General features: G+C 35.4%; 17 protein-coding genes. 1 reads left to right on the forward strand and 16 read right to left on the reverse strand.

Annotated elements, in window-relative coordinates; genetic code table 11:
- Positions 1 to 55: 55 nt before the first annotated feature.
- The 14 genes from AC0L5Q_RS04725 to AC0L5Q_RS04790 form a co-directional block, all read right to left on the reverse strand.
- Entirely contained in the window at positions 56 to 271 is a 216-nt protein-coding gene (locus tag AC0L5Q_RS04725; protein WP_473614842.1) for a DUF2835 domain-containing protein, read from the reverse strand.
- A gap of 12 nt (positions 272 to 283) precedes the next feature.
- On the reverse strand, positions 284 to 2,866 hold the full coding sequence (gene pepN / locus AC0L5Q_RS04730) for an aminopeptidase N (protein WP_473614845.1): 2,583 nt from the start codon (positions 2,864 to 2,866) through the stop codon (positions 284 to 286).
- 169 nt (positions 2,867 to 3,035) lie between these two features.
- Positions 3,036 to 4,475, reverse strand: a complete 1,440-nt coding sequence (nhaC, locus tag AC0L5Q_RS04735) for a Na+/H+ antiporter NhaC (RefSeq protein WP_473618257.1) — start codon at positions 4,473 to 4,475, stop codon at positions 3,036 to 3,038.
- Between the two features lie 223 nt (positions 4,476 to 4,698).
- Positions 4,699 to 6,735, reverse strand: a complete 2,037-nt coding sequence (prc, locus tag AC0L5Q_RS04740) for a carboxy terminal-processing peptidase (RefSeq protein ID WP_473614848.1) — start codon at positions 6,733 to 6,735, stop codon at positions 4,699 to 4,701.
- Positions 6,736 to 6,748: 13 nt separating this feature from the next.
- Entirely contained in the window at positions 6,749 to 7,390 is a 642-nt protein-coding gene (gene proQ, locus AC0L5Q_RS04745) for an RNA chaperone ProQ (RefSeq protein WP_473614852.1), read from the reverse strand.
- A 23-nt stretch (positions 7,391 to 7,413) separates the two neighbouring features.
- Positions 7,414 to 7,695, reverse strand: a complete 282-nt coding sequence (locus tag AC0L5Q_RS04750; RefSeq protein WP_473614855.1) for a hypothetical protein — start codon at positions 7,693 to 7,695, stop codon at positions 7,414 to 7,416.
- A complete protein-coding gene (locus tag AC0L5Q_RS04755) occupies positions 7,695 to 8,171 on the reverse strand; it encodes a GAF domain-containing protein (protein ID WP_473618258.1) in 477 nt (158 codons plus the stop codon). The genes AC0L5Q_RS04750 and AC0L5Q_RS04755 overlap by 1 nt, the downstream gene beginning before the upstream one ends.
- 624 nt (positions 8,172 to 8,795) lie before the next feature.
- Positions 8,796 to 10,415, reverse strand: coding sequence for a methyl-accepting chemotaxis protein (locus tag AC0L5Q_RS04760; protein ID WP_473614859.1), 1,620 nt, complete (start codon positions 10,413 to 10,415; stop codon positions 8,796 to 8,798).
- A gap of 226 nt (positions 10,416 to 10,641) precedes the next feature.
- Entirely contained in the window at positions 10,642 to 11,820 is a 1,179-nt protein-coding gene (gene prpF, locus AC0L5Q_RS04765; protein WP_473614862.1) for a 2-methylaconitate cis-trans isomerase PrpF, read from the reverse strand.
- A gap of 351 nt (positions 11,821 to 12,171) precedes the next feature.
- Positions 12,172 to 14,790: a Fe/S-dependent 2-methylisocitrate dehydratase AcnD gene (gene acnD / locus AC0L5Q_RS04770; protein ID WP_473614867.1), complete on the reverse strand. Its 2,619-nt coding sequence runs from the start codon at positions 14,788 to 14,790 to the stop codon at positions 12,172 to 12,174.
- 196 nt (positions 14,791 to 14,986) lie between these two features.
- The gene (gene prpC / locus AC0L5Q_RS04775) at positions 14,987 to 16,111 is read right to left on the reverse strand and encodes a bifunctional 2-methylcitrate synthase/citrate synthase (RefSeq protein ID WP_473614870.1); all 1,125 of its coding nucleotides are present in this window, start codon (positions 16,109 to 16,111) and stop codon (positions 14,987 to 14,989) included.
- 80 nt (positions 16,112 to 16,191) lie between these two features.
- The gene (gene prpB, locus AC0L5Q_RS04780; RefSeq protein ID WP_077342816.1) at positions 16,192 to 17,082 is read right to left on the reverse strand and encodes a methylisocitrate lyase; all 891 of its coding nucleotides are present in this window, start codon (positions 17,080 to 17,082) and stop codon (positions 16,192 to 16,194) included.
- A gap of 38 nt (positions 17,083 to 17,120) precedes the next feature.
- Positions 17,121 to 17,822, reverse strand: coding sequence for a GntR family transcriptional regulator (locus AC0L5Q_RS04785; RefSeq protein ID WP_473614875.1), 702 nt, complete (start codon positions 17,820 to 17,822; stop codon positions 17,121 to 17,123).
- A 186-nt stretch (positions 17,823 to 18,008) separates the two neighbouring features.
- Complete coding sequence (locus tag AC0L5Q_RS04790; RefSeq protein WP_473614878.1) at positions 18,009 to 19,238, reverse strand: nucleoside recognition domain-containing protein; 1,230 nt, start codon at positions 19,236 to 19,238, stop codon at positions 18,009 to 18,011.
- 1,006 nt (positions 19,239 to 20,244) lie between these two features.
- Between AC0L5Q_RS04790 and AC0L5Q_RS04795 the strand changes: the two genes are divergently transcribed.
- Complete coding sequence (locus AC0L5Q_RS04795; protein WP_473614882.1) at positions 20,245 to 21,573, forward strand: RICIN domain-containing protein; 1,329 nt, start codon at positions 20,245 to 20,247, stop codon at positions 21,571 to 21,573.
- Between the two features lie 304 nt (positions 21,574 to 21,877).
- On the opposite strand, the gene AC0L5Q_RS04800 is transcribed toward AC0L5Q_RS04795, so the two are convergent.
- Positions 21,878 to 23,329, reverse strand: coding sequence for a hypothetical protein (locus AC0L5Q_RS04800; protein WP_473614886.1), 1,452 nt, complete (start codon positions 23,327 to 23,329; stop codon positions 21,878 to 21,880).
- A gap of 201 nt (positions 23,330 to 23,530) precedes the next feature.
- Positions 23,531 to 24,298 carry a TatD family hydrolase gene (locus tag AC0L5Q_RS04805; RefSeq protein ID WP_473614890.1) on the reverse strand — a complete coding sequence of 256 codons (768 nt, stop codon included), beginning with the start codon at positions 24,296 to 24,298 and terminating at the stop codon, positions 23,531 to 23,533.
- Between the last annotated feature and the right edge of the window lie 55 nt (positions 24,299 to 24,353).

Consider the following 24,353-nt stretch of genomic DNA (forward strand, 5'->3'; position numbering starts at 1 on the left):
AAAAACATTATCCATATCAAAATGGTCAGACCACTGTTTAAAGCAGAAGCTCTAATTAATATATTCTTTCTAATGATATAAATTTATTATTTTCGGTATGCATACAAAAAAAACCCTTTATACCATTTGGCATCAAAAATTTTTTCATATGCATTGCAGGAAACTGAATGCGTTGCCCTTCTGTACTCATGACCATGACCGTACTAATTCTTCCTTGATAATATGGGAGAAAATCATCGTACGTCATGTTCACACTAAAGTAATATTTCATTATAGTAGATATTTATTTAAGTGCCGCATCTAGCTTTTCTTTTAGATCTTTAGATAAATTAGGTAAGCGATTTAATCTATCTAATTCTGCCCTCATTAGTTTTTGTCTGGCTTTATCAAAACCTTTAAATTGAATAAGAGGGGTTATTAATCTTGAAGCTACTTGTGGGTTAATTTCATTTAACTGAATAATTTGGTCGGTTAAAAATTGATAACCTTTACCACTCAAACAATGAAAATATTTAGGGTTTTTAGCTGAAAATGCTCCTATTAAAGAACGTGCTCTATTTGGGTTAGTTAAGCTAAATAATGGATGTTTTAAAAGATCATTTAAACGTTCAAAAATATCATCACTTTTCAATGATGCTGCTAATACAAACCATTTATCCATAACTAATACAGTATCTTGCCATTTGTTTTCAAAAATCTTCATCTGTTCATCAAAGGCAATAGTATTATTGTCTGCGCCACATGAAAGTGCGGCAAGCGTATCTGTCATATTATCAGAAGCTAAAAATTGACTATTAACGATTTCTGATTCATCACCAATTAAAGCAATATAAGACAAACAAACGTTTTTCAATGAGCGATTAGCAACACCTACACTATCTATTGAAAATTCGTCACTATTTAATAAGTGGTATGTGGCTTTTAATGATTCAGCTAAACCATTTGCTAATTGTTTTCTTATGTTGTCAATCGCTTCCACTAAAGCGACAGGATCAACTCCTTCAATTGAGTCAGCTATTTCATCAAAAGTAGGCATGGTTAATTGCTCAGCTTTTAGCGCTGGATCAATTGAGCTGTTCAAAATATGCTTAAATGAGTTAAGTAAACTTACAGGTAAGGTTTCCGCTGGGTTGTTTAATAATTTATTTATATGGCCTTTCAATAATTGTTGTCCCGCATCCCAACGACAAAATTCATCTTGAGCATTTACCATGATATTTTCTAAATCAATATCAGCTTGTTCAAAATTAACTTTAACTGGGGCGCTAAAATTACCTAAAAAGGCGAGTACAGGTTTTTCATCAAAGCCATTAAAAGTGAAAGTTTGTTCAAGCTCAGTTAATGCTAGCAAATAACTCTGTGAATGATTATTGGTGTTTGATTGAAGCTTATTGGTGATGAGTTCAATATTCAAAGGAATATGCAAAGCATGCGTTGGATGATCTGCCCTGCTATTTTTTTGCTCAACATGAATGCTATATGTTTTATCTTGCTCATTAAAGCTTTCTGTAACCGTTAAAACAGGTGTTCCTACTTGTACATACCATAATTTAAACTGCTCTAAAGATATGCCTGATGCATCAGCCATAGCATTAACAAAATCATCACAAGTTACAGCCATACCATCAAAACGTTTAAAGTAAAGATCCATTCCCTTTCTAAAGTTTTCTTTACCTAGTATGGTATGAAGCATTCGAATAACCTCAGCCCCTTTCTCATATACAGTTAACGTATAAAAGTTATTCATCTCCATGACTTTTTCAGGACGAATAGGGTGTGCCATAGGACCAGCATCTTCAGCAAATTGAAGTGATCTTAAAACTCTTACGTTTTGAATACGGGTAACACTTGGCGAGGTCATATCAGCACTAAACTGTTGATCTCTAAAAACAGTTAAACCTTCTTTAAGGCTTAACTGAAACCAATCTCGACAAGTTACACGGTTTCCTGTCCAATTATGAAAATATTCATGAGCAATAACCGCTTCAATATTAAAATAATCAACGTCTGTCGCCGACTTTTCATCCGCTAAAACAAACTTACTATTAAAAACATTAAGCCCTTTGTTTTCCATAGCACCCATGTTGAAAAAGTCGACCGCAACTATCATGTAAATATCAAGATCGTATTCTAATCCAAACGTATCTTCATCCCATTTCATTGAATGCTTTAAAGAAGCCATCGCGTGATGTGCTTTAGATAAGTTACCTTGATCAACAAATATTTCTAAAGCAACCTCTCGACCAGAACATGTGATAAAAGTATCACTCAATAAATCAAAGTTACCAGCAACAAGGGCAAATAAATAACATGGCTTTGGAAATGGGTCTTGCCATTTAGCGAAGTGATAGCCATTCGCTAAATCACCAGCTTCTACTTTATTGCCATTTGATAATAAAAACGGGTATAAGCTTTTATCTGCGATAATTTTTGTAGAAAATACCGCCATTACATCAGGACGATCTAAATAGTAAGTCATACGTCTGAAGCCTTCTGCTTCACATTGCGTGCAAAACGCGCCGCCTGACTTAAACAAGCCTTCTAAAGAGGTATTTTTTACAGGGTTTATTTGAGTAACAATGGTTAATTCGAATTCATCATCAGGAACATTGATTTCTAATTGAGTGGCCGTTTCAATATAAGAGTCACTCGATAACAATTCCCCATTAATTGAAATAGAAATAAGCGCTAATTCTTCACCCTGTAATATAAGAGGCTCTTTAACATTACTATGCGCTTTGGCTACAGTCATCTTGTTAGTAACAAGCGTTTTTGTATCTTCCAATTCGAAAGTTAAATCGACTGTAGAGATAGTAAAGGCTGTTTGTTTATAATCGGATAAATAACGTGCGGTAAATTCTGTCATTGTTTTTCCTACAAGGTGATAAAAATGAAATACATTGATTTATTATTTTTCAAATAGCTATTTATTCAATAGTAAGCAGTAAATTAATATTCAATAAAGTTTAACAGATAATATTAAAAAAGCCTGTAAAAACAGGCTTTAATGTACATATTTTTTTGATAATTGTTGTTTAATTTGTAACTAATTTTTTAATTTTATATCCTGTAAAACCATAAATAATTGCAAGTACAGGATTAATAAAGTTAAAGAAACAGTAAAAAATGTATTCATAATTGGTTAATGCTAAAACACCAAACATGAATGCGCCACATGTGTTCCAAGGAATAAGCGGTGAAGACAAAGTACCTGAATCTTCAAGTGTTCGACTAAGTACAAGTGGGTCTAAGTTTCGTCTTTTATATTCTTCTTTATACATACGCCCTGGCATTACAATCGATATATACTGGTCTGCAGTAACTAAATTAGTACCTATACATGTTGCGACAGTACTTGCAATTAAACCACCTACTGACTTCACCGAACCTAAAATAGCTTGTACAAACTTTTTTAACATACCAAAGTATTCTAAAACAGCACCAAACATTAATGCACACATAATTAACCATACAATGTTTAGCATGCTCTTCATGCCACCACCACTAAGTAAACTATCTAAATCAGCATCTCCTGAATTGATAACAACACCGTCAAACAAAGCAGCCCAAACAACCGTTATGTTTGCTGTTATCGTATCTAACCCGTTTGCGGCTAAAGTACTTATAAGTTCTGGTTGAAACATAATAGCCCATATAGCACCAAATAAAGCTCCTATTGATACTGCAGGAAATGCGGGCACTTTTTTCATTGCCATAGCGAGTAGTAATGCAACAGGAACAAGATTGAGAGGTGTTATATTGAAGTTGGCTTCTAATTGCTGATTAATTCCCTCAACAGCCTCAAGGGTAACACTGGTTTCAACCGATAGACCCAAGAAGGTAAATATAAGTAAACTAATAACGATTGACGGTATTGTGGTCCACATCATATATCTAATATGCGCAAACAATTCTGAACCAGCAACAACCGGAGCTAAGTTTGTTGTTTCAGAAAGAGGAGAAATTTTATCACCACAATAAGCACCTGAAATAATGGCGCCTGCAGTAATTGAAGGATCAAGTCCTAATCCCGAAGAAATCCCCATAAGTGCAACACCTATGGTTGCAGCTGTTGTCCACGAGCTTCCGATACTTAACGCTACAATACAACAAATAATACAGGTAGCCGGATAAAACCAGCTAGGGTCTAATATTTTCAACCCATAATAAATCATACTTGGTACAGTACCCGATAGCATCCAAGTACCAATTAATGAACCTACAGCTAATAAAATAAAAATGGCCCCCATAGAAATAGAAATGCCATTAACCATAGCTTTTTCTATATCAGCCCACTTATAATTATTTTTGAGTCCAATAACTACCGCAATACCTGTTGCGATTAATAAAGCAATTTGATTAGGGCCGCCAGTGGAATTATCACCAAAATAGTAAACTGCGCCCGATAGCATAAAGATAAGTGCTATTAATGGTATTAATGCATCGAGCATACTAGGAGCTTTATGTTCTGACATATCTGTCATATAAAATTAGCCTTTATTGTCATTATATTTTTTTATTCGGGTAACATGCCCTCTATTAAAAAAGAGTGCAAGTTATTTTTCCAAACAATCTGCTTGTAACGCTTTAAAAACAAGACATTACGAAATAACTATTCACTTATTCTGATTAAATATTTATTTTTAAATAAGCATAAAAAAACCGCTGTATTAGCGGTTTTTTAAAGGTTACTAAAATTTATTTTTTCGCCATACGACCAAGCGATACTAAATCAAATGTAATTTTAGCAGCCTCATCTAAAAATGGATCTAACTCATCCAACTCATCAGGTAAATCATCATCTAAACTTTTAACTTTCTCTTTACCTAATTTCACCAATCTCTCATTAACTCTGATTAATTGTTTCGCTTTATTTTTTTCGCGTTTTTCTTTACGAATAGCAAGATTCAAAGAAACCGTTTTATCGTCTTTTTCAGCTTTATACGTTTTGATATCATCAAGTAAATAATTAAATTCTGTGTTTTCTTTAATCCGCTCGTCATGTAAAGATTGTAGATAAGCAAAATCACTCGTTAATTCATTTAATTTAGTATATTCAGCTTTTGGTATTTTATCCCACGGAAGTGCATTTTCTTCTTTGCTTTCACCCCATTCTTCTGGGTCAATTGCCGAAGGAAAAGAAATATCAGGTAAAACACCTCTATGCTGTGTGCTACCGCCGTTAATTCGGTAGAACTTAGCAATAGTAAACTGAATGCTACCAAAAGGTTTTTCGTATAAATCGTAAACTCGACCTAAACCTCTGTGTTGCTGAACAGTACCTTTACCAAAAGTATGTTCTCCAATAATGACACCACGACCATAATCCTGAATAGCTGCTGAAAATATTTCAGATGCTGAAGCACTATAACGATCAACCATAACCGTTAATGGGCCTTTATAATAACTAATACCGTCTCTATCACTATTCACTTCAATACGATTTGCGCCATTACGTACTTGAACTACAGGACCTTTATCAATAAATAGACCTGTTAATAGTGTTGCTTCTGTTAATGAACCACCGCCATTACCACGTAAATCAACTATAATACCTTCTACGTTTTCATCGTTAAGTTTTTTTAATTCAACTTTAACGTCGCGAGACAAATTATTATAAAAACTAGGAACATTGATAACACCTAATTTTTTACTGGTTTTATCACCCGGAATTTCATAATAAACTTCAGATTTAGCCGCTCTATCTTCAAGTTTAATCGTGTCTCGTATAATTGATACAGTTTTTATGTTGGCTTCATCATCAGATTCACCGCTTAAAATCTGTAAGCGAACTTGAGTCCCTTTTGGGCCTTTTATTAATTCAACTACGTCATCTAAACGCCAGCCAATTACATCTACAAATTCTTCTTTCGCTTGAGCAACACCAACAATTCTATCTTTTGGTTTAAGCTCTTTAGATTTATCAGCAGGCCCACCTGAAACAACACTTTGAATAACGGTATAGTCTTCTTCAGCACGCAAAACAGCACCAATGCCTTCTAAGGAAAGGTTCATTTCCATTTGAAAACGTTCTGCATTTCTTGGTGATAAGTAGGATGTATGAGGTTCAACAACACGAGCAAAGCTGTTCATCACTATTTGAAAAACATCTTCACTTTCACTTTGTTTTAAACGTTTTATCGCGTATCTATATCTTTTACCCAAGACCTCTGCAACTTTTGCCCACTCTTTACCTGCAAGTGTTAAATTAAGCGCGTCATATTTAACCTTTAAACGCCATAATTCATCTAACTCAGCCTTGTCTTTAGGCCAAGCAGCATCTTCACGATCAAAGTTATATGATTCATCTAAGGTAAAATCGAAAGGTTTTTCTAATAAACTTAGTGCATATTCATAGCGTTCTAAACGTCGATTAAGATTTACGTTATAAATTTCGTAGGCTTCATCTAGTTTCCCACGAGAAATTACAGTATCGAAATCTAATCTATATTTAGTAAATTTATCTATATCGGCTTGAGTAAAAATGTTTCGAGCATAATCTAATTGTTTGATATATCTATCAAAAATTTGCATTGATAGAGAATCATCCATTTTCACTTGCTTATAATGTGCACGCGTAAATTGCGCCGTTATTCGCTTACTTGATGTTGCATGTTGCTCTTCAGGAGCCAAAATAGGGATAGGAATATCTTCTACTTTTTTTTCGTTTGCGTTTACAAGAGTACTTGATAACGCAATGGATACGGCAATAGCGAGACGACAAAATTTTTGCATGAATAAACTCCGATTATTCAGTAAATATGTTTTTAACTTGAGTCTTAACAACCATTCCAGAATCTAATTGAACAGTAATATCTTTACCTGAAACTTCGGTAATTGTTGCGTTCATTGGAGAGTTACTGAGTTGTACTTTAACTTTCTTACCTACAATTATAGCATCAGCTGTAACAGGTTGAAGTTTAACTTCCGTCTTAACATTTGATCGTTTAGTAGACTTTACAGTCTTAAACTTAGCTTTTTGATCAGGTTTTTCACCTTGATCTTTAGCTGACTTATGATCTTTATACTGTTTTTTGGGTTTATTATCTTTCTGTTTATTGTTACCAAATTTTTCTTGGCTTTCTTTTAACGTTTTACTGGCGTAATCAGCTTGTACTTGATCGATTTCAGCAGCATCGTTACCGTCGATATCAACTCGAACGCTACCAACTTTTACCGACTTTAAGTAACGCCAACTGCTAGTGTAATGTCTAAGCGCTTGTCTTAAACGTGTTTTACTAACAGTTTCATCATCCGTTAATCTTTCGGCTAAATCTTGAAAAATGCCTATTTTTAAGGGTTTAGCTGGTCCTTCAAGAGAAAAACAAGCAGGAAATTTTTCAGCTAAATAAGCAATAATTTCTTTAGTACTAGTACGTTTAGTTTCCATAAATCAACTTTTCACAAATAATCTTAATTTTCGAGATACTGATCACGGTTTTCCAACAAATGTCGGCACCAATCATAAATATCTTCACTTTCTAATTCAGGCAAAGTATCTTGCCCTATCCAAGTATCCCACACCAGAGCTAAAAGTTTTTCTAGCTCTTCTGTCGCAATATCTTCTTCTGCTAAATCGTAAATCAAATGATAAATTTCATTGATACGTTCAGCCACTATTTCTTCATCACCGTCCCAGTCGCCTACAACAGCTTCTGAAACTAAATAATCATGAATAACAACAAATTCTTTCACTAGTTTATCACGCCATGCTTAATGATGATATTTTCAAATACATTTATTATGTTTTCTAACCCTGTTTGATCATCTTCATCAAAACGTTCGTATATAGGGCTATCAACATCTAATACAGCAACCACTTTACCATTAATAATTAAAGGAATAACTATTTCAGAGTTACTATTTGCATCGCACGCTATATGACCAGAAAAGTCATGAACATTAGCAACACATATTGTTTTAGCTTCACCGGCAGCTGTACCACAAACACCTTTATTTAAAGGAATTCGAATACAAGCAACTTTACCTTGAAAAGGACCTAAAACAAGTTCATCTGATACCACACGATAAAATCCGACCCAATTTACATCGCTTAAACTATCAAATAATAAAGCACTAATATTTGCCATGTTAGCAATAACATCAGACTCGTCACTGATAACAGCATCGACTTGTTTTAGAATAAGTTCATATTCTGCAAGTTTGTTCATCATAAACATTCAGTATGTAAAAAACGCATAACATACAGGTATAGCGCTTCAATTTAAAGGAATATCGACTCAATTAAGTTAATTTTATTGATATAATTAAAAAGCCGACATAACGCCGGCTTTGAAAGTAACAAATCGCCCCATGCCATCTCAAGATTCAACAGAAATCATAAACGTTTTCAGGCAAAGTTAAGATAATAAAAAATATTATCTATAAATAACAATAACTCTATTAATAAATAAATCTAGAGCAAGTTGACCTTTTAAGTATAAATTTTATTTAAACGAACCTGTACGTTTGTCATTTCTACAGCCTTATCGTTTTCTTAAGTGGAATAATGACATATCAAAAACGAAGCCTTGCATAATGACCACACTAGCTTTTACAGAAACATACCGCAAAGCTCTACGCTCTACTATAAATCACTAAAAATCCTTGACTAATTATTAGGGTCTGTTGAACTTTTGTGATTGTTTCTATAGCAGCTTATTGATATTCCATGGCTGATTTTTATTCCATTAAGGTGACAATGAGTCAATTCGTTCAAAAGGCCATACTAACTTTAAAGTAATCTTAAAAGTTAACAGAGCCTACTTTTAAACCTGAAAAACTATGATTTTTAACTAAACTTTAAATCCTTTGGTCAAAACTTGAAGATTATTAGCTAAATCAGCTAAGTTACTACTCACCTCTGCTAACTCTTCTGATGCTTGATGAGTCACTTTGGTTGTAACACTAATATTATCTACATGCGATACAATTTCGCTTGCTACTGTCGACTGGTCATTTGTCGCTTGCGCGATATCACTTGTCATAGCATTAATTTGTTCAACAGATGATGTTATTGCAGCGAGAGATTCTCCAGCTAAGCTTACTTCCGATACACCTTTTTCAGCTAAACTTCTTCCATTACTCATAGCTTCTACTGCTGAACGTGCTGCTATTTGAAGCTGTTCTATAGTTTTTTGAATTTCCGTCGTAGAATCTTGTGTTCTCGATGCTAAGGTTCTTACTTCATCAGCAACAACGGCAAAACCACGCCCTTGTTCACCAGCTCGTGCCGCTTCAATTGCTGCATTTAACGCTAATAAATTAGTTTGATCAGCAATCCCTTTAATTACATCCAAAACAGCACCGACTTGCTTACTATCATCATCTAACTTATCGATAACTGTTGATGAGTTTTCCACAGTTTTAGCTAATGAGTGAATTGTTTGTACTGTTTGTTCTACAACTATTGCCCCCTCTTTAGAAAGACTAGAAGCTTCAGTTGAAGCTGTTGAAGCTAGAGAAGCGCTATGAGCAACTGTTTTAACACTCATGTTCATATTCTCTACAGCATCTTTTGTTTGCACAGCACCTTTTTGCTGCTCTAAAGTAATTTGATTGGTTTCCGCTGCAGTAGTACTCACTGATATGGCCATTTCAGATAATGGCAAAGCAATTTCAACAACTTGCTTAATTGTTGTTTGTAACTTATCCATAAATAAATTGAAGCAATGAACAAGTTGACCAACTTCATCTTCGGTTTTGGCTGTTAAGCGTACCGTTAAATCACCTTCTCCTTCAGCAATATCCTTCAAAGATGTAACAACTTCAGCAATTGATGATTTAATACCTGAAATAATAGGAATTGCAGTACCAAATAGTAAGACTATGGTAACAATTCCCATAATAAATCCAATCGTAACCATGGACTGTGCTGATTCATTTGCGCGCAATATTGTTTCTTCAAATTCAATAACTTGGTTTGAGTTAAAGTCATTAACCGTCGCTAATATAAGTTCAAAGGCTTGATTCATTCTCTTACCTAGCTCTGGCAATTTTTCGAAATCAGCTGTTTCATTTACCATACTTAAAGAAAGTGATTTAGCTTTAGAATAGTAATCATCAAATTCTGCTTGCATTTTTTCTTGTGTACTCAAAAAACGCTTATCTATAGAACCTATTTTTTCAAATAAACCTTTAATTTCTACAGTTTTTTCATCAGCAGCACTGATACTATCTTCATCTCCGGTTGTAACCGCAGTATTTAAAAGCTCTGAAACTTTTACAATAGCTACTGACACTTCTTTAGAATAGTGAACAACAGGAAATTGAACATCTTTCGCGTCTGAAAGAATATCTACATTATTATTCGCATTAAATGTTGATAAAGTTAAGTAAATGACAAATGAAATAGTGCCTATTATGGGGATTAAATAAATTTTTGCCGATACTGATAACGTTTTGAATAGATTCATACTTATACTTCCAAATAAACAATTAATTTAAATGTAGTTGAATTTGCAAGATTAACAATAAAATTAAGAAATAAATATGAAAAAACATAAGAATTTTGAGGGGGAAATAATAATTCATTCTCTTTTTAAAATTTATCGCATATCCCCCTCAAGATACTGGATTTATTGAAAACAAAAACTGTAGTTTATTCTTAACTACAGTCTTTTTAGTTGAGTTAAATCAGTCTTAATAACTATCACCGGGTACTCTAACGTAACCTTCCATTAGAATACGAGCACTTCGACTCATTATAGCCTTGTTAACAATCCAACGTTCATTAACTAAACTCGCTTCGGCACCTACCTTTAAAGTACCCGATGGATGGCCGAAAGTTACTGATGAACAATGACCACCACCGGCGGCTATATTCACTAACGTTCCAGGAATAGCGGCAGCTGCACCAATAGCGACTGCGGCAGTCCCCATCATGGCATGATGCAGTTTACCCATTGATAATGCTCTTACATTTAAATCAATATCGGTTGTATTAATTTGTTTACCACTTGATGCTTGATAGCTTTTAGCGGGTGAAACAATAGCAACTTTAGGAGTATGCTGTCGGGCTTGAGCATCTGAAACATCAGTAATAAGCCTCATTTTTAAAGCGCCGTAAGCTCTAATTTTTTCAAAACGCGCTAATGTTTTTTCATCATTATTTATATCGTCTTGTAGCTCAGTGCCTGTAAAACCAAGATCTTCAGCATTTAAAAATATAGTTGGAATACCAGCGGTGATCATAGTTACTTTAAAAGTTCCTATATCAGGGACTTCAAGTTCATCAACAACATTTCCGGTAGGAAACATAGCTTCACTAGGATCAACAGGTTCAATAAACTCTACAGGCACTTCCGCTGCAGGAAACGTTACTCCATCTAATTCAAAATCACCGGTTTCTTGCACTTCACTATTTGTAATAGGTACTTGGGCGATAATGGTTTTCTTTATATTGGCTTGCCAAATACGCACAGTACAAATACCATTTTCAGGTATTCTATCGCCATCAATTAATCCGGAATAAATAGCAAAAGAACCTACTGCTGCAGTTAAATTACCGCAGTTACCGCTCCAGTCAACAAAGGCTTTGTCGATAGCAACTTGGCCAAATAAATAATCGACATCGTGATCAGTAACATTGCTTTTAGCTACAATAACGGTTTTACTCGTACTTGAAGTTGCACCGCCCATACCATCTGTTTGTTTACCGTAAGGATCTGGACTACCTATAACCCGTAGAAGCATATTATCTCGTGCTTCACCCGCGACCTGACAGCGTTCAGGTAAATCAGTTAAATTAAAAAACACACCCTTCGATGTACCGCCACGAATATAGGTAGCAGGAATTTTTACTTGAGGAACATTGGACATACTTATCTCCATACTTATTTTCCGCTTGCTAAAATGTGTTTTAACTTCGTTGAATAACGTCACATAGAAATCTATGCTCCTTTTATTCGCCTTGTTAACTACACATTTAACCTTCGCGGCTTTCTATGATCTAATAAATCATTGCTAAACTAAAAAGCAGCAATTAGTTTACCCATTTGCTGCTTTGTATTATCAAATGATCAGAAGTCGATTTTCATAAGAAAATTAACACTTTAAGAGTCAATTAAATATACGTAGAACGTAGGGATTTTATTAGAGAGCATAGAGGTGGCGCGGAGCTTGGTTTACCAAGTGAGCACCTCCAACGAAGCTATCTAATAAAATAACAAGTTATACGTTTGATTTAAGGAAGTCTGTAGCAAACTTTTGCAATACCCCACCGCCATTGTAAACGGAGACTTCTTCAGCTGTATCTAAACGACATTTAACTGGAATTTCAATGACTTCACCATTAGCTCTAGTCATGACAACAGTCATAGCTCCACTTGGTGCTGTCGTACCTTCAACATCATAAGTTTCAGTACCGTCAATGCTATAAGTATTACGTGTATCACCATTAATAAATTCAAGCGGTAAAACCCCCATACCAATTAAATTAGTACGGTGAATACGTTCAAAACCTTCTGATACAATCACTTCAACACCTGCTAAACGAACACCTTTAGCTGCCCAATCACGTGATGAGCCTTGTCCATAATCAGCGCCAGCAATAATAATTAAAGGCTGTTTACGTTCCATATAGGTTTCTATTGCTTCCCACATACGAGATTCAACACCTTCCGGCTCTATACGTGCTAATGAACCTTGTTTAACTTTGCCGCTTTCGTCCCGGCACATTTCGTTGAACAGTTTAGGGTTAGCAAACGTTGCGCGTTGCGTTGTTTCATGATCACCACGGTGTGTTGCGTACGAGTTAAAATCTTCTACCGGTAATCCCATTTTATGAAGATAAGCCCCTGAAGCACTATTTAACTGAATAGCATTTGACGGTGATAAATGGTCTGTTGTGATATTGTCACCTAGCACAGCTAAAGGACGCATACCTTTCATGGTACGTTCGCCCGCTAATGCACCTTCCCAATAAGGAGGTCGACGAATATAAGTACTTTTAAGATCCCAATCGTATAACGGACTTTCAGCGGGCTCAAAAGCACCTAAGTCAAACATTGGGGTATAAATTTTCTTGAATTGTTCAGGTTTTACAGCAGATTTAACAATGGCATCTATTTCTTCGTCAGATGGCCAAATGTCTTTTAAGGTAATGTCATTACCCTTTTGGTCTTGACCTAATACATCTTTTTCAATATCAAAACGTATCGTTCCAGCTAATGCATAAGCAACAACTAATGGTGGCGATGCTAAAAAAGCTTGTTTAGCGTGGGGATGAATACGCCCATCAAAATTACGATTACCTGATAATACCGCAGTTGAGTATAAGTCGCGGTCAATAATCTCTTGTTGAATTTTAGGATCTAATGCTCCCGACATACCGTTACACGTAGTACAAGCGTAACCTACAATACCAAAGCCTAGTTTTTCCATTTCTGATAATAAACCAGCTTCTTCTAAGTAAAGTTTTGCTACTTTTGAACCAGGTGCAAATGAAGACTTAACCCAAGGCTTACGAACCAAACCTAATTCGTTAGCACGCTTTGCAATTAAACCAGCAGCCACAACATTACGTGGATTAGAGGTATTTGTACAAGACGTTATAGCCGCAATAATTACCGCGCCGTCTGGCATTTCGCCATTGGCTTCTTGCGCTTTACAGGCATCTAAGTTTTTAGCAATATCTTTAGATACAAGATCTGCCGTTGCTAAACGACGATGTGGATTAGATGGACCAGCTAAATTACGACATACAGTAGATAAATCAAATTCAATAACACGTGGATATTGAGCTTCAACTAAATCGTCGGCCCATAGTCCTGTATGTTTTGCGTATGTTTCAACTAATTCGACTTGTTCAGGCTCACGACCTGTTAATTTTAAGTAATCAATAGTTTGTTGATCTATGTAGAACATACCTGCTGATGCACCGTATTCAGGTGTCATGTTTGAGATAGTTGCACGGTCACCAATGGTTAAATCTGTTGTCCCTTCTCCAAAAAACTCTAAGTAACTAGAAACCACTTTTTGATTACGTAAAAACTCAGTGATAGCAAGTACCATATCTGTTGCCGTAATGCCTGGCGCACGTTTACCTACTAGTTTTACACCAATAATATCAGGTAAGCGCATCATAGATGGACGACCCAACATAACGGTTTCAGCTTCTAAACCACCAACACCAATAGCAATAACACCTAAAGCATCAACATGTGGCGTATGTGAATCAGTTCCCACACAAGTATCAGGAAAAGCAACACCGTCACGTAATTGAATAACAGGCGACATTTTTTCTAAATTAATTTGATGCATAATGCCGTTACCCGCAGGAATAACATCAACATTTTTGAAAGCGGTTTTGCTCCACTCAATAAATTTAAAACGGTCTTTGTTACGGCGATCTTCAATATCACGGTTTTTTTGAAAGGCATCAGAGTCAAAACCCGGAGCTTCCACGGCGAGTGAATGATCTACAATGAGCTGAGTGGGTACAACAGGATTAACCTTAGACGGATCACCACCTTGTTCAGCAATCGCATCACGCAAACCAGCAAGATCAACCAATGCTGTTTGACCTAGAATGTCATGACAAACAACTCGTGCAGGATACCAAGGAAAATCAAGTTCTTGTTTGCTTTCAATAAGCTGCTTTAACGAATCAGTTAGTGTGGCAGGGTCACATCTACGTACTAACTGCTCAGCTAATACACGAGAGGTGTAAGGTAGCTTGGCGTAGCTACCTGGAGTAATTGCTTCAACCGCTTCACGCGTATCAAAAAAATCAATGTTAACGCCGTTTACTTTATAGCCAGGCAACGGCTTGCGATAATCATAATTCATAGTTTATTCCACTTTTATAAGGGAAAAGAAGTGAGGTAAACTATTCACTTAATACACTCCCCCTATTAATATATTCGAGTTATTTACACAGGATTTTTATTCGTTCAGGCAGAATGTTAGACGCATAGCTTTCCTATGCGAGCTTCACTTATTAAAATAAGCCTAACGAAAACGTTATGAAAAATAACCAGTCAAATTACCTTTCAGAGATAGCAACAACCTTACGTGGCTCTGCTCCTGTATAATCAGCACTCGGACGAATAATACGATTATTAACACGTTGCTCCATTACATGAGCTGCCCAGCCAGTTAAGCGTGAACATACAAAAATTGGCGTAAATAACTTAGTTGGAATGCCCATATAGTTATAAGTTGACGCATGGAAAAAATCAGCATTACAAAATAGCTTTTTGGTGTCCCACATAAACTCTTCACACGCTACTGAAATATCGTATAAAGAAGTATCACCATTTTCAGCGGCTAGCTTTTCAGACCATGCTTTGATCACAACATTACGAGGATCAGAAGTACGGTAGATAGCGTGACCAAAGCCCATTATTTTTTCTTTACGCTCTAACATGCCAGCCATTTGTTCTTTAGCATCGGCTGGAGATTTGAACTTAAGGATCATATCCATAGCAGCTTCGTTAGCCCCACCGTGAAGTGGGCCACGTAAAGTACCAATAGCACCTGTGATACATGAAAACATGTCTGATAATGTTGATGCACATACGCGTGCGGTAAAAGTAGAAGCGTTAAATTCGTGTTCTGCGTATAAAATTAATGAGACATCCATTACACGTTTATGCTGCTCTGAAGGTTCTTTTTGGTTTAATAAACGTAAGAAATGACCACCTAATGAATCTTCATCAGTCATACAATCAATTTCTACACCATCGTGGGAGTATTTATACCAGTAACACATAATCGCAGGGAAAGCCGCGAGTAAACGGTTTGCAGCACGACGTGCTTCAGAAAAGTCACTTTCTGGCTCAATATTACCTAAAATAGAACAACCCGTACGCATAACATCCATAGGATGAGTTTCTTTAGGGATAAGCTTTAATACTGATTTTACCGCTTCAGGTAAATCACGCATGGTTTTTAATTCAGTTTTATATGCATCTAACTGTGTTTGATTAGGTAATTCGCCATTAAAAAGTAAATAGGCTACCTCTTCAAACGTTGATTTTTCAGCAAGATCAGCAACATCATAGCCACAATAAGTTAAACCACTTCCTGATTTGCCCACTGTACATAATTTTGTTTCGCCAGCACTCTGACCACGTAAACCTGCACCACTTAATTTCTTATCTACCATAATATGTTCCTTAACTAACTTGTTGTATCAGTAATTTTTAATCGTTATTTTCAAATTGTAATTTGAATTATTTATTGTTTTTATTTGTTTTTGCCTTCAGCAAATAGGCTATCTAGCTTTTGTTCGTAATCGTGATAGCCAAGGTAATCGTATAAATCCATACGCGTTTGCATATTGTCGATTTCAGCTTTTTGGTCACCATCAGCTAACAATGTTTTATAAACCGATTCTGCAGCTTTATTCATTGCTCTAAAAGCTGATAAAGGATAAAGCACCATGGCACAGCCCCACTCACCTAGTTGTTCTTTATTCCAAAGCTCTGTTTGCCCAAACTCTGTAATATTAGCAAGAAGTGGAACATCTAATGCTTCTGAAAAGGCACGATAATGCTCTTCTGTTTTTATTGCTTCAGCAAAAATACCATCAGCACCTGCCGCTACATATGCTTTAGCTCTTTCTATTGCAGACTCTAAGCCTTCTTGTGCGAATGCATCTGTACGCGCCATGATAAAAAAGTCAGGGTCAGTTCGTGCATCAACAGCCGCTTTGATACGGTCTACCATTTCTTCAATTGAAACAATTTCTTTATTTGGACGATGGCCACAACGCTTTTGAGCCACTTGATCTTCAAGATGAACCGCCGCTGCTCCTGCTTTTTCCATATCACGTACAGTTTTAGCAATATTAAAAGCGCCACCCCAGCCTGTATCAATATCAACAAGTAAAGGTAAGCTTGATGCCGACGTTATACGTTGTACATCTGCAATAACATCATTTAACGATGTCATGCCTAAATCGGGTAATCCGTAAGAAGCATTAGCAACACCGCCACCAGAAAGGTAAATAGCTTGATGCCCTAATTTCTCTGCCATCATGGCGCAATAGGCATTAATTGTTCCCACCACTTGTAATGGTTTATTGTTTTGTAATGCTTGTCTAAATTTTTTACCTGGTGATTGTATTAAAGTCATGTGTATCCCCATTTAAATGAATATTTATTACTTGTTGATTAATTTTCTACTTGTTCGGCTATTTTTCTCTCGATATTTTTACGAGAAGCTGCAATGTGTCGACGCATTAAAAATTCGGCTAGTTCACCGTCTCTGTCTGCGATTGCTTGAATAATTTGAGAGTGTTCTTGAAAAGCACGTGTTGCTCTTGAGCTTTTCATACCAAATTGAATACGGTACATACGAACCAGATGGTATAGCTGGCCGCAAAGAAGATTAATAAGCTGTTGGTTATGACTACCTAGAATTATTTTGTAATGGAAATCCACATCTCCTTCTTCTTGGTAATAAGAAATACCATCTTTTAGATCTTGCTGCTTGCCGTGCTCTTCTAACATTTCTCGCATGCTAACAATTTCGTCATCAGTCATATTCATTGCAGCTTGTCTACACGCCATGCCTTCTAGCGCTTCACGTGTAATATAGAGCTCTAATAATCCTTCAATTGAACAATCTACAACACGTGAACCTACATTGGCTTTGCGTTCAATTAAGTGACATTTTTCTAATCGATTCAATGCTTCGCGCAAAGTAGATCGACTAATTTCAAATTTCTTAGCGAGTTCAGGCTCACTTATTTTACTGCCTGCTCGTATCTTCCCACTTACAATTTGATGAAGAAGCTGTTCGTAAACTTTATCAGCAGTAGTTACTGGAGCTAAGTGTGTTGGATTTTTTAAAGGTACAAAATCTAAAGACATAAAATTGTCGACATATTTTATTGGATGGTAGGATTATAGGCGATAAATAAAATAGATCAACCATAAGCGACAAATATTGTCGACAATTACACAAAGATAATAAAACTAAAGTTCTATAAGCCATATTGGCTACCAAAAGAAAGGATAATAAATAAGAAGATAAAACATTAAAATAAAGAAGATAAATTAGCCAAAAAACCAATAACAAACACTTATGGCGGCAATAATACCCGCTGCATCAGCAATTAAACCACAGCTTACGGCATGCCTACTGTACTTAATACCGACAGAGCCAAAATACACAGCAAGTACATAAAAAGTGGTTTCTGTTGAACCTTGAATGATAGAAGCTAATCTACCTGCGAAAGAATCTGCACCATGAGTATTCATGGTTTCAATCATCATAGCTCTTGCGCCTGAACCACTTAAAGGTTTCATCATAGCGGTAGGTAACGCATCAATAAAACGTGTATCCATGCCTAAAAACATTGCAAGACTTCTAAATATGTCGACAATTACATCTAAAGCACCACTAGCTCGAAATACACCAATAGCGCATAACATGGCCAGTAAATAAGGAATAAGCTTAATGCTTGTTTCAAATCCTTCCTTAGCGCCTTCAATAAAACTATTATATACATCAATTTTTTTACGAACCGCTGCGGCTATAAAAAGAATGAGCGTGCTAAATATTAATATATTACCAAATAAGGATGACTGTGTTGATAATGCTTGAGACGATAACGCAGCAAAATAGACCGTAATACCACCAATAAGGGCGATAGCAGCAGATAAGTAAAGCAACACCACTGGGTGATACAATTTTATTTTTTGAACAGTGGCTACAGCCAGTAATCCTGCAAATGTTGAAGCAAACGTAGCTAAAATAATAGGAATAAAAACATCGGTGGGATTTACAGCGCCCTGCTGTGCCCTATAAACAAAAACAGCAACAGGAAACAGAGTAACAGAAGAAGTATTTAATACTAAAAATAAAATTTGAGCATTGGTAGCTGTATCTTTTTTCGGATTTAACGTTTGTAAATCTTGCATCGCCTTTAACCCTAATGGCGTTGCTGCGTTATCTATGCCTAAAAAATTAGCTGACAAATTCATTGTTATTGAGCCAATAGCAGGATGCCCTTTGGGTACTTCAGGCATTAATTTAGAAAACAATGGCGAAATAGCAATGGCGAGCTTATTAATTAGACCTGCATTCTCTGCTATTTTCATCATACCTAGCCAAAAAGCTAATATACCAATTAATCCAATAGCAATGTCTACAGTAACTGAAGACATATCAAAAATAGACTTAATTATTTTTTCAAAGATAAGAGCATCACCCATGACTCCCCATTGATACAAGGCTGAAATAAAGGCAATAAAAAAGAAGCTGATCCAGAGACGATTTAACACAAAAGACTTTTATACAAAAAATATTGAAAAGATAATGACATATTTAACCATACAATAATAGTTCAGCCATATAGGCGTTACATTTAAGATATAGTTTTTAAAAGCACTAAAATCTGAATTTGGGTTAGGAGCTGTTAATTTTATATAAAAATAACGTAAGCTCACAAATTCAGGCGTCCAATTAATCATATTATCAATGCTAAATAAATACGTTAAGTACTAGCACAAAAAACAATCAACGGATAAAATTTAAATTTTATATATAAATATCAATGTGTAATAAATATTAAAAATAAATTAGCATTAATAAAATATTACACTACACTTAATAATTACTAAGTTAATTAACTTAACAAAAAATAATTGCTCGCTGCATTATTATTTTTTACAGATAGGCTTTTTAGCATGGGTTCTTTATTTGAACCTTCCCCCTCAACCCTAAACTAGCGATAGTTTGGGGTTATTTTTATACTCTCTTTTAAGGCCTGTTACTCTTTCTGCTTATTTTTCAGTAGTTCATTAGCCTTTTATACAAGGCAGCCATAGTTCGTCCTTATTCTACTCTAATAAGCGATAACGTAGTAGAAATAACTAATAAACGCTGTCCTAAGGATCCGTTTAAATGCTTCTTGCTCATTGTTGCAAGGAGTTTACATAGAACAACTAGGCTACACTCCTTACGCAGCGCTCAACAAGCATTTAATTCGAATAAAATGTAAACATGAAGATCCCCCTCCCTAATATATCAATATCATAATCGAAACTAATTTTTAAATATTATCCGTATTAATTATTGCATTTTTGTTAAAGGTAATTTGTTTACAATTAGCAATTAGCTGCTACATTTATTGTACATCTGAAAATATATTGATTAAAAATATAATTTAAATATTCTCGGATGTACGTACTAACACATTTCTGTAGCAAGAATAATTATACTAAATCTTGCTAGTTACAGAATGGTGTTTTTAAGTTATGCAACATTCAAAATACAAGGAAATTTACAATGATTAAAAAACTATCATTATGCACTGGAGCAATATTAGTGTGTAGTTCGATCCAAGCAGCTGACTGGGATGGTATTTCAATTCCAGCTCCTGCGGGCTCAGGTAACACATGGGAATTACAGTCTGTATCCGATGACTTTAATTACAATGCGACTCCAACAAGTAAACCAGCCGATTTTAATAATCGCTGGAATGCTAGTTATATCAATGCATGGACAGGACCTGGTGATACTGAGTTTAATTCAGGGCACTCTTACACGACTGGTGGTTCATTGGCTTTACAATCAAGCGCTAAAGCCGGCACAGATAAAATTTATACGGGTATCATTTCATCTAAAGCTACTTTTACTTACCCTCTATATTTAGAGGTACGAGCCAAACCGAGTAATAACACATTAGCTAACGCAGCCTGGATGTTAAGCCCTGATTCTACTCAAGAAATTGATGCTATGGAGTCTTACGGTAGTGATCGTTCTACTCAAACATGGTTCGATCAACGTATGCACGTTAGTCATCATGTTTTTATTCGTGAACCCTTCCAAGATTATCAACCAAAGGATGGTGGTGAGTGGATTTATAATGGTGGTGAATCGTATCGCTCAGGTATGAAAAGATACGGCGTACATTGGAAAGATCCATGGAACCTAGACTATTATATTGATGGAGTTTTAGTTCGTTCAACATCAGGTGTCAACATGATTGACCCTAATAATTTTACTAATGGTACTGGCTTAAATAAAGCTATGCATATTATTCTTGATGTAGAACATCAAGATTGGCGAGATGTTAAGCCTACAGCCGCAGAATTAGCCGATGCCAATAAGAGTATTTTCTTTATCGACTGGATCCGTGTTTATAAACCTGTAAATAACGGTGGTGGTACAAGTAGTGGTAGTACAACAACTCCCCCTGCAGGAACCACGTCTTTGAAAGCTCGTAATAGCAGCCGCTGTATTGATTTATCGGCTGGTAGTAATGCCAATGGAGCAAATATCCAACAATGGGGCTGTAATGCGAACAATGCCAACCAAGATATTACTTTTGTTTCTAAAGGTGATGGTTATTACCTAATGAAAACTAAACACAACAAGTGTGTCGATATCAGTGGCAAGCTAACCACTAACGGTGCAACTGCCGTACAGTGGGACTGTTATGACGGAGACAATCAACAATTTAAGTTGGTTGACAAAGGTAATGGTTGGTTTCAACTTGAGGCTAAACATAGCAATAAATGTTTAGAAGTCGCAAATAACTCAACCACTAACGGTGCTGATATTCGTCAGTGGGCATGTGGTAACGGTAACAACCAACAGTTTACATTTCAATAATTAGCTTACCTCCTCTTATTATCTTGATTAATAAGAGGAGGTATAATAAACGGCTTATTAGACTGTAAAAACTAGGTAATATTTAACCTATGTCGAGTTAATGAATTTAATAAAACTAATTCATAATGTTAACTTTGTGCTATGTTTGAATAACGACCTGAATACAATCTAAATATATTTTTAATGATGATATTTATGTCATTATCAGGTACTTTATAAACCAATAGCTCGCTATTGCGCATAAAAATGCAGATAAACGCTTAAGCATTATTGAGTAAAATTACTTAATCTGAACTGAGGTTGTTTACTGTATATTATCTAGCTCTTGGCTTAATTTTTCTCTTTCCTCTTCACTAATTCCTTCAAGTTGTTCTAATTCAAACCTTGCTAGTTGAGGATTTTGTGTAACTAGATAAGCAAATGATGATTTTAAAATCATTAAACGTTGTTCTGGGTTACTAATTGAAGTGGCAATACCAAATGCACGAGTAGGTTCTTTTTCCAGAATTTTTTGTACAATGACTTTCTTTGCATTAATCTCAACATCACCTTCTGGAACAATTTGCAACCAATCTATAACTTGTTCTTGATCTTTTTCTAGCCAAGATAAAATAATTGAATCAATGACCTTAGCTTGCGCTGATTCAGGTAAATTTGGTAGATAATCTATCATTTTTTCCAGATTTAACGCTGAAATCTGAACACTTACATTAGCTAATAATGCATCACGAAAAACGGGATCTGACTGTTCACTGGCAAGAGTTAACACTTCAAATTGGTAATCTTCTGAATGAGAGCCCACTTCAAGTACTGCTTGAATGGCTGCTTGGTAAACATGATATTCATCTAAATTTTTTGCCCAAGTCAGCGCATTATAAAAATCGATATTAGCGAGATAATCTGCATAATAACTAGATAATATAACCTTATCATCACCAAGTTCTTTATTCTGAATATATTCAGCTGCAGACATTGGATTTTGCTTCATAAACTGCCACTCGATACTTCTTTTTAACTGCCTATAAAATTCATTATTGCTAAATTCGTCGCTTTTAAAAATATCTGAATCGATTTGATTTTCTAACCAAGAAAGTGCCTCTCGGGCATTATTCTCCCCCCAAAACTCAATAATACTAGCGAGCACTGTATTCTTCAGTTGAAGGTCATAAAAAGAATCTAGCTCAAGAATAGCGATCTCAGGATCATCTTCAGCTAACTGTAAAAAAAGTGCGGTAAGATAATCTCTTTGCTGTACTGGTGATAGATTTTGCTCAAATACCCAAGCGATTCCTTGGGTAATATGATCTATAGCAATCAGTCTAATCGCCCACTCCATTACGTAATCACGATAATGATCTTTCATCGACAATATATAGTTAAGAGCAGACCTCCAATCAATCATCATCCATGGAGCTATAATTTTTTTTACTCTAACTATAACCTTTTCATCATCGGTATAAAGTATAATGCTATTAATGCAATCTAAAAATTCATGACTTACAGTAAATTCATTCACTCGTTCGATGCAGAGTAGTTCATCCTTTTCTATATGAGGAAATAATACGTTTGATGTTGTTTCATTGGTTACGTCATTAGCTTTAGTGGGTACAATGTTATTTACAAAGTCCCCTTTCTTTTCTATCCCTAATGTATCGTTTGATTGTTGAAAATAAATACTCTTAATATAATAAAATATTGCAAATACAAAAAAAACGAGTGTAATACTTAAAATTAATTTTATACGTTTTATTTTCATTTTTTTCCAAACAAAGATAACTACACATTAAAGTTTATGTTTACAAAGAGAATCGACTATTAATTATACATTGTATATACCTGTAACATATCAAATGAAAGTTTTAGGCAACCTACACGCAACATGATCAAGGCACATCTTTTGTTTTATATAGTTGTTTTTTCAAAACAAATGTAACGATATATAATAATATCTATGCTTCTAGAGATTAAATAGCGTATTAAAGTTCTGTGTTGAAATTTTTGCTATGTGCTCCACTGATTGACCACGAATACTCGCAAGATGTTTTGCAACCTCAACCACGTAAGCTGGCTGGTTTTGTTTACCACGATGAGGAACTGGCGCTAAATAGGGGGAGTCGGTTTCAATCAGTATTCTATCGTCTGGTATTTTTTGAGCCACTTCTCTTAGTTCTGTTGCATTTTTAAAAGTAACAATACCAGAAAAAGAAATATAAAAGCCTAAATCAATAGCTTGTTTAGCCATTTCCCAGCTTTCAGTAAAACAATGTAAAATACCACCTACGTTTTGTGCATTTTCGTCACGCAGTACTTTCAAAGTGTCTTCTTGTGCATCACGTGTATGAATAATTAGAGGTTTATTTACTTTATTGGCAACCCTTACATGCTTAATGAAAGAGTCTAACTGTACTTCTTTGGTTTCAGGTGCATAAAAATAATCAAGCCCTGTTTCACCCACAGCAATAACACGTTCGTTTTGTGACAATGTAAGTAGTTCATCTTCATCAACTTTATCTTCTTGATTTAAAGGATGCATGCCACATGATAGAGATACATTTTCATATTTCTCCGTAATGTCTGCCATAGCAGGGAAATCTTTTAAAGTAACACTTACACAAAGGATATGTTCAACATTTGCCTGTGCTGCGGACTCAATAACCTTATCTAAATTATTGTCAAATTCTTCAAGTTTTAAACGGTCTAAATGACAATGTGAATCTATAAACAAACTACACTCCAATAATAGTGAATTAACAAAGGGTAAAAGAAAGGTATTAGGTTAT

The sequence above is a fragment of the Pseudocolwellia sp. G5-9 genome (genome assembly GCF_055808995.1).

Bases quoted from the DNA above. Each gene is read 5' to 3' on its own strand.
- proQ (WP_473614852.1), bottom strand. From the start codon at position 7,390: ATGGAAACTAAACGTACTAGTACTAAAGAAATTATTGCTTATTTAGCT.
- acnD (WP_473614867.1), bottom strand. From the start codon at position 14,790: ATGAATTATGATTATCGCAAGCCGTTGCCTGGCTATAAAGTAAACGGC.
- AC0L5Q_RS04785 (WP_473614875.1), bottom strand. From the start codon at position 17,822: ATGTCTTTAGATTTTGTACCTTTAAAAAATCCAACACACTTAGCTCCA.
- pepN (WP_473614845.1), bottom strand. From the start codon at position 2,866: ATGACAGAATTTACCGCACGTTATTTATCCGATTATAAACAAACAGCC.
- AC0L5Q_RS04725 (WP_473614842.1), bottom strand. From the start codon at position 271: ATGAAATATTACTTTAGTGTGAACATGACGTACGATGATTTTCTCCCA.
- AC0L5Q_RS04755 (WP_473618258.1), bottom strand. From the start codon at position 8,171: ATGAACAAACTTGCAGAATATGAACTTATTCTAAAACAAGTCGATGCT.
- prc (WP_473614848.1), bottom strand. From the start codon at position 6,735: ATGCAAAAATTTTGTCGTCTCGCTATTGCCGTATCCATTGCGTTATCA.
- prpF (WP_473614862.1), bottom strand. From the start codon at position 11,820: ATGTCCAATGTTCCTCAAGTAAAAATTCCTGCTACCTATATTCGTGGC.
- AC0L5Q_RS04800 (WP_473614886.1), bottom strand. From the start codon at position 23,329: ATGAAAATAAAACGTATAAAATTAATTTTAAGTATTACACTCGTTTTT.
- AC0L5Q_RS04760 (WP_473614859.1), bottom strand. From the start codon at position 10,415: ATGAATCTATTCAAAACGTTATCAGTATCGGCAAAAATTTATTTAATC.
- AC0L5Q_RS04795 (WP_473614882.1), top strand. From the start codon at position 20,245: ATGATTAAAAAACTATCATTATGCACTGGAGCAATATTAGTGTGTAGT.
- nhaC (WP_473618257.1), bottom strand. From the start codon at position 4,475: ATGTCAGAACATAAAGCTCCTAGTATGCTCGATGCATTAATACCATTA.
- prpC (WP_473614870.1), bottom strand. From the start codon at position 16,111: ATGGTAGATAAGAAATTAAGTGGTGCAGGTTTACGTGGTCAGAGTGCT.
- prpB (WP_077342816.1), bottom strand. From the start codon at position 17,082: ATGACTTTAATACAATCACCAGGTAAAAAATTTAGACAAGCATTACAA.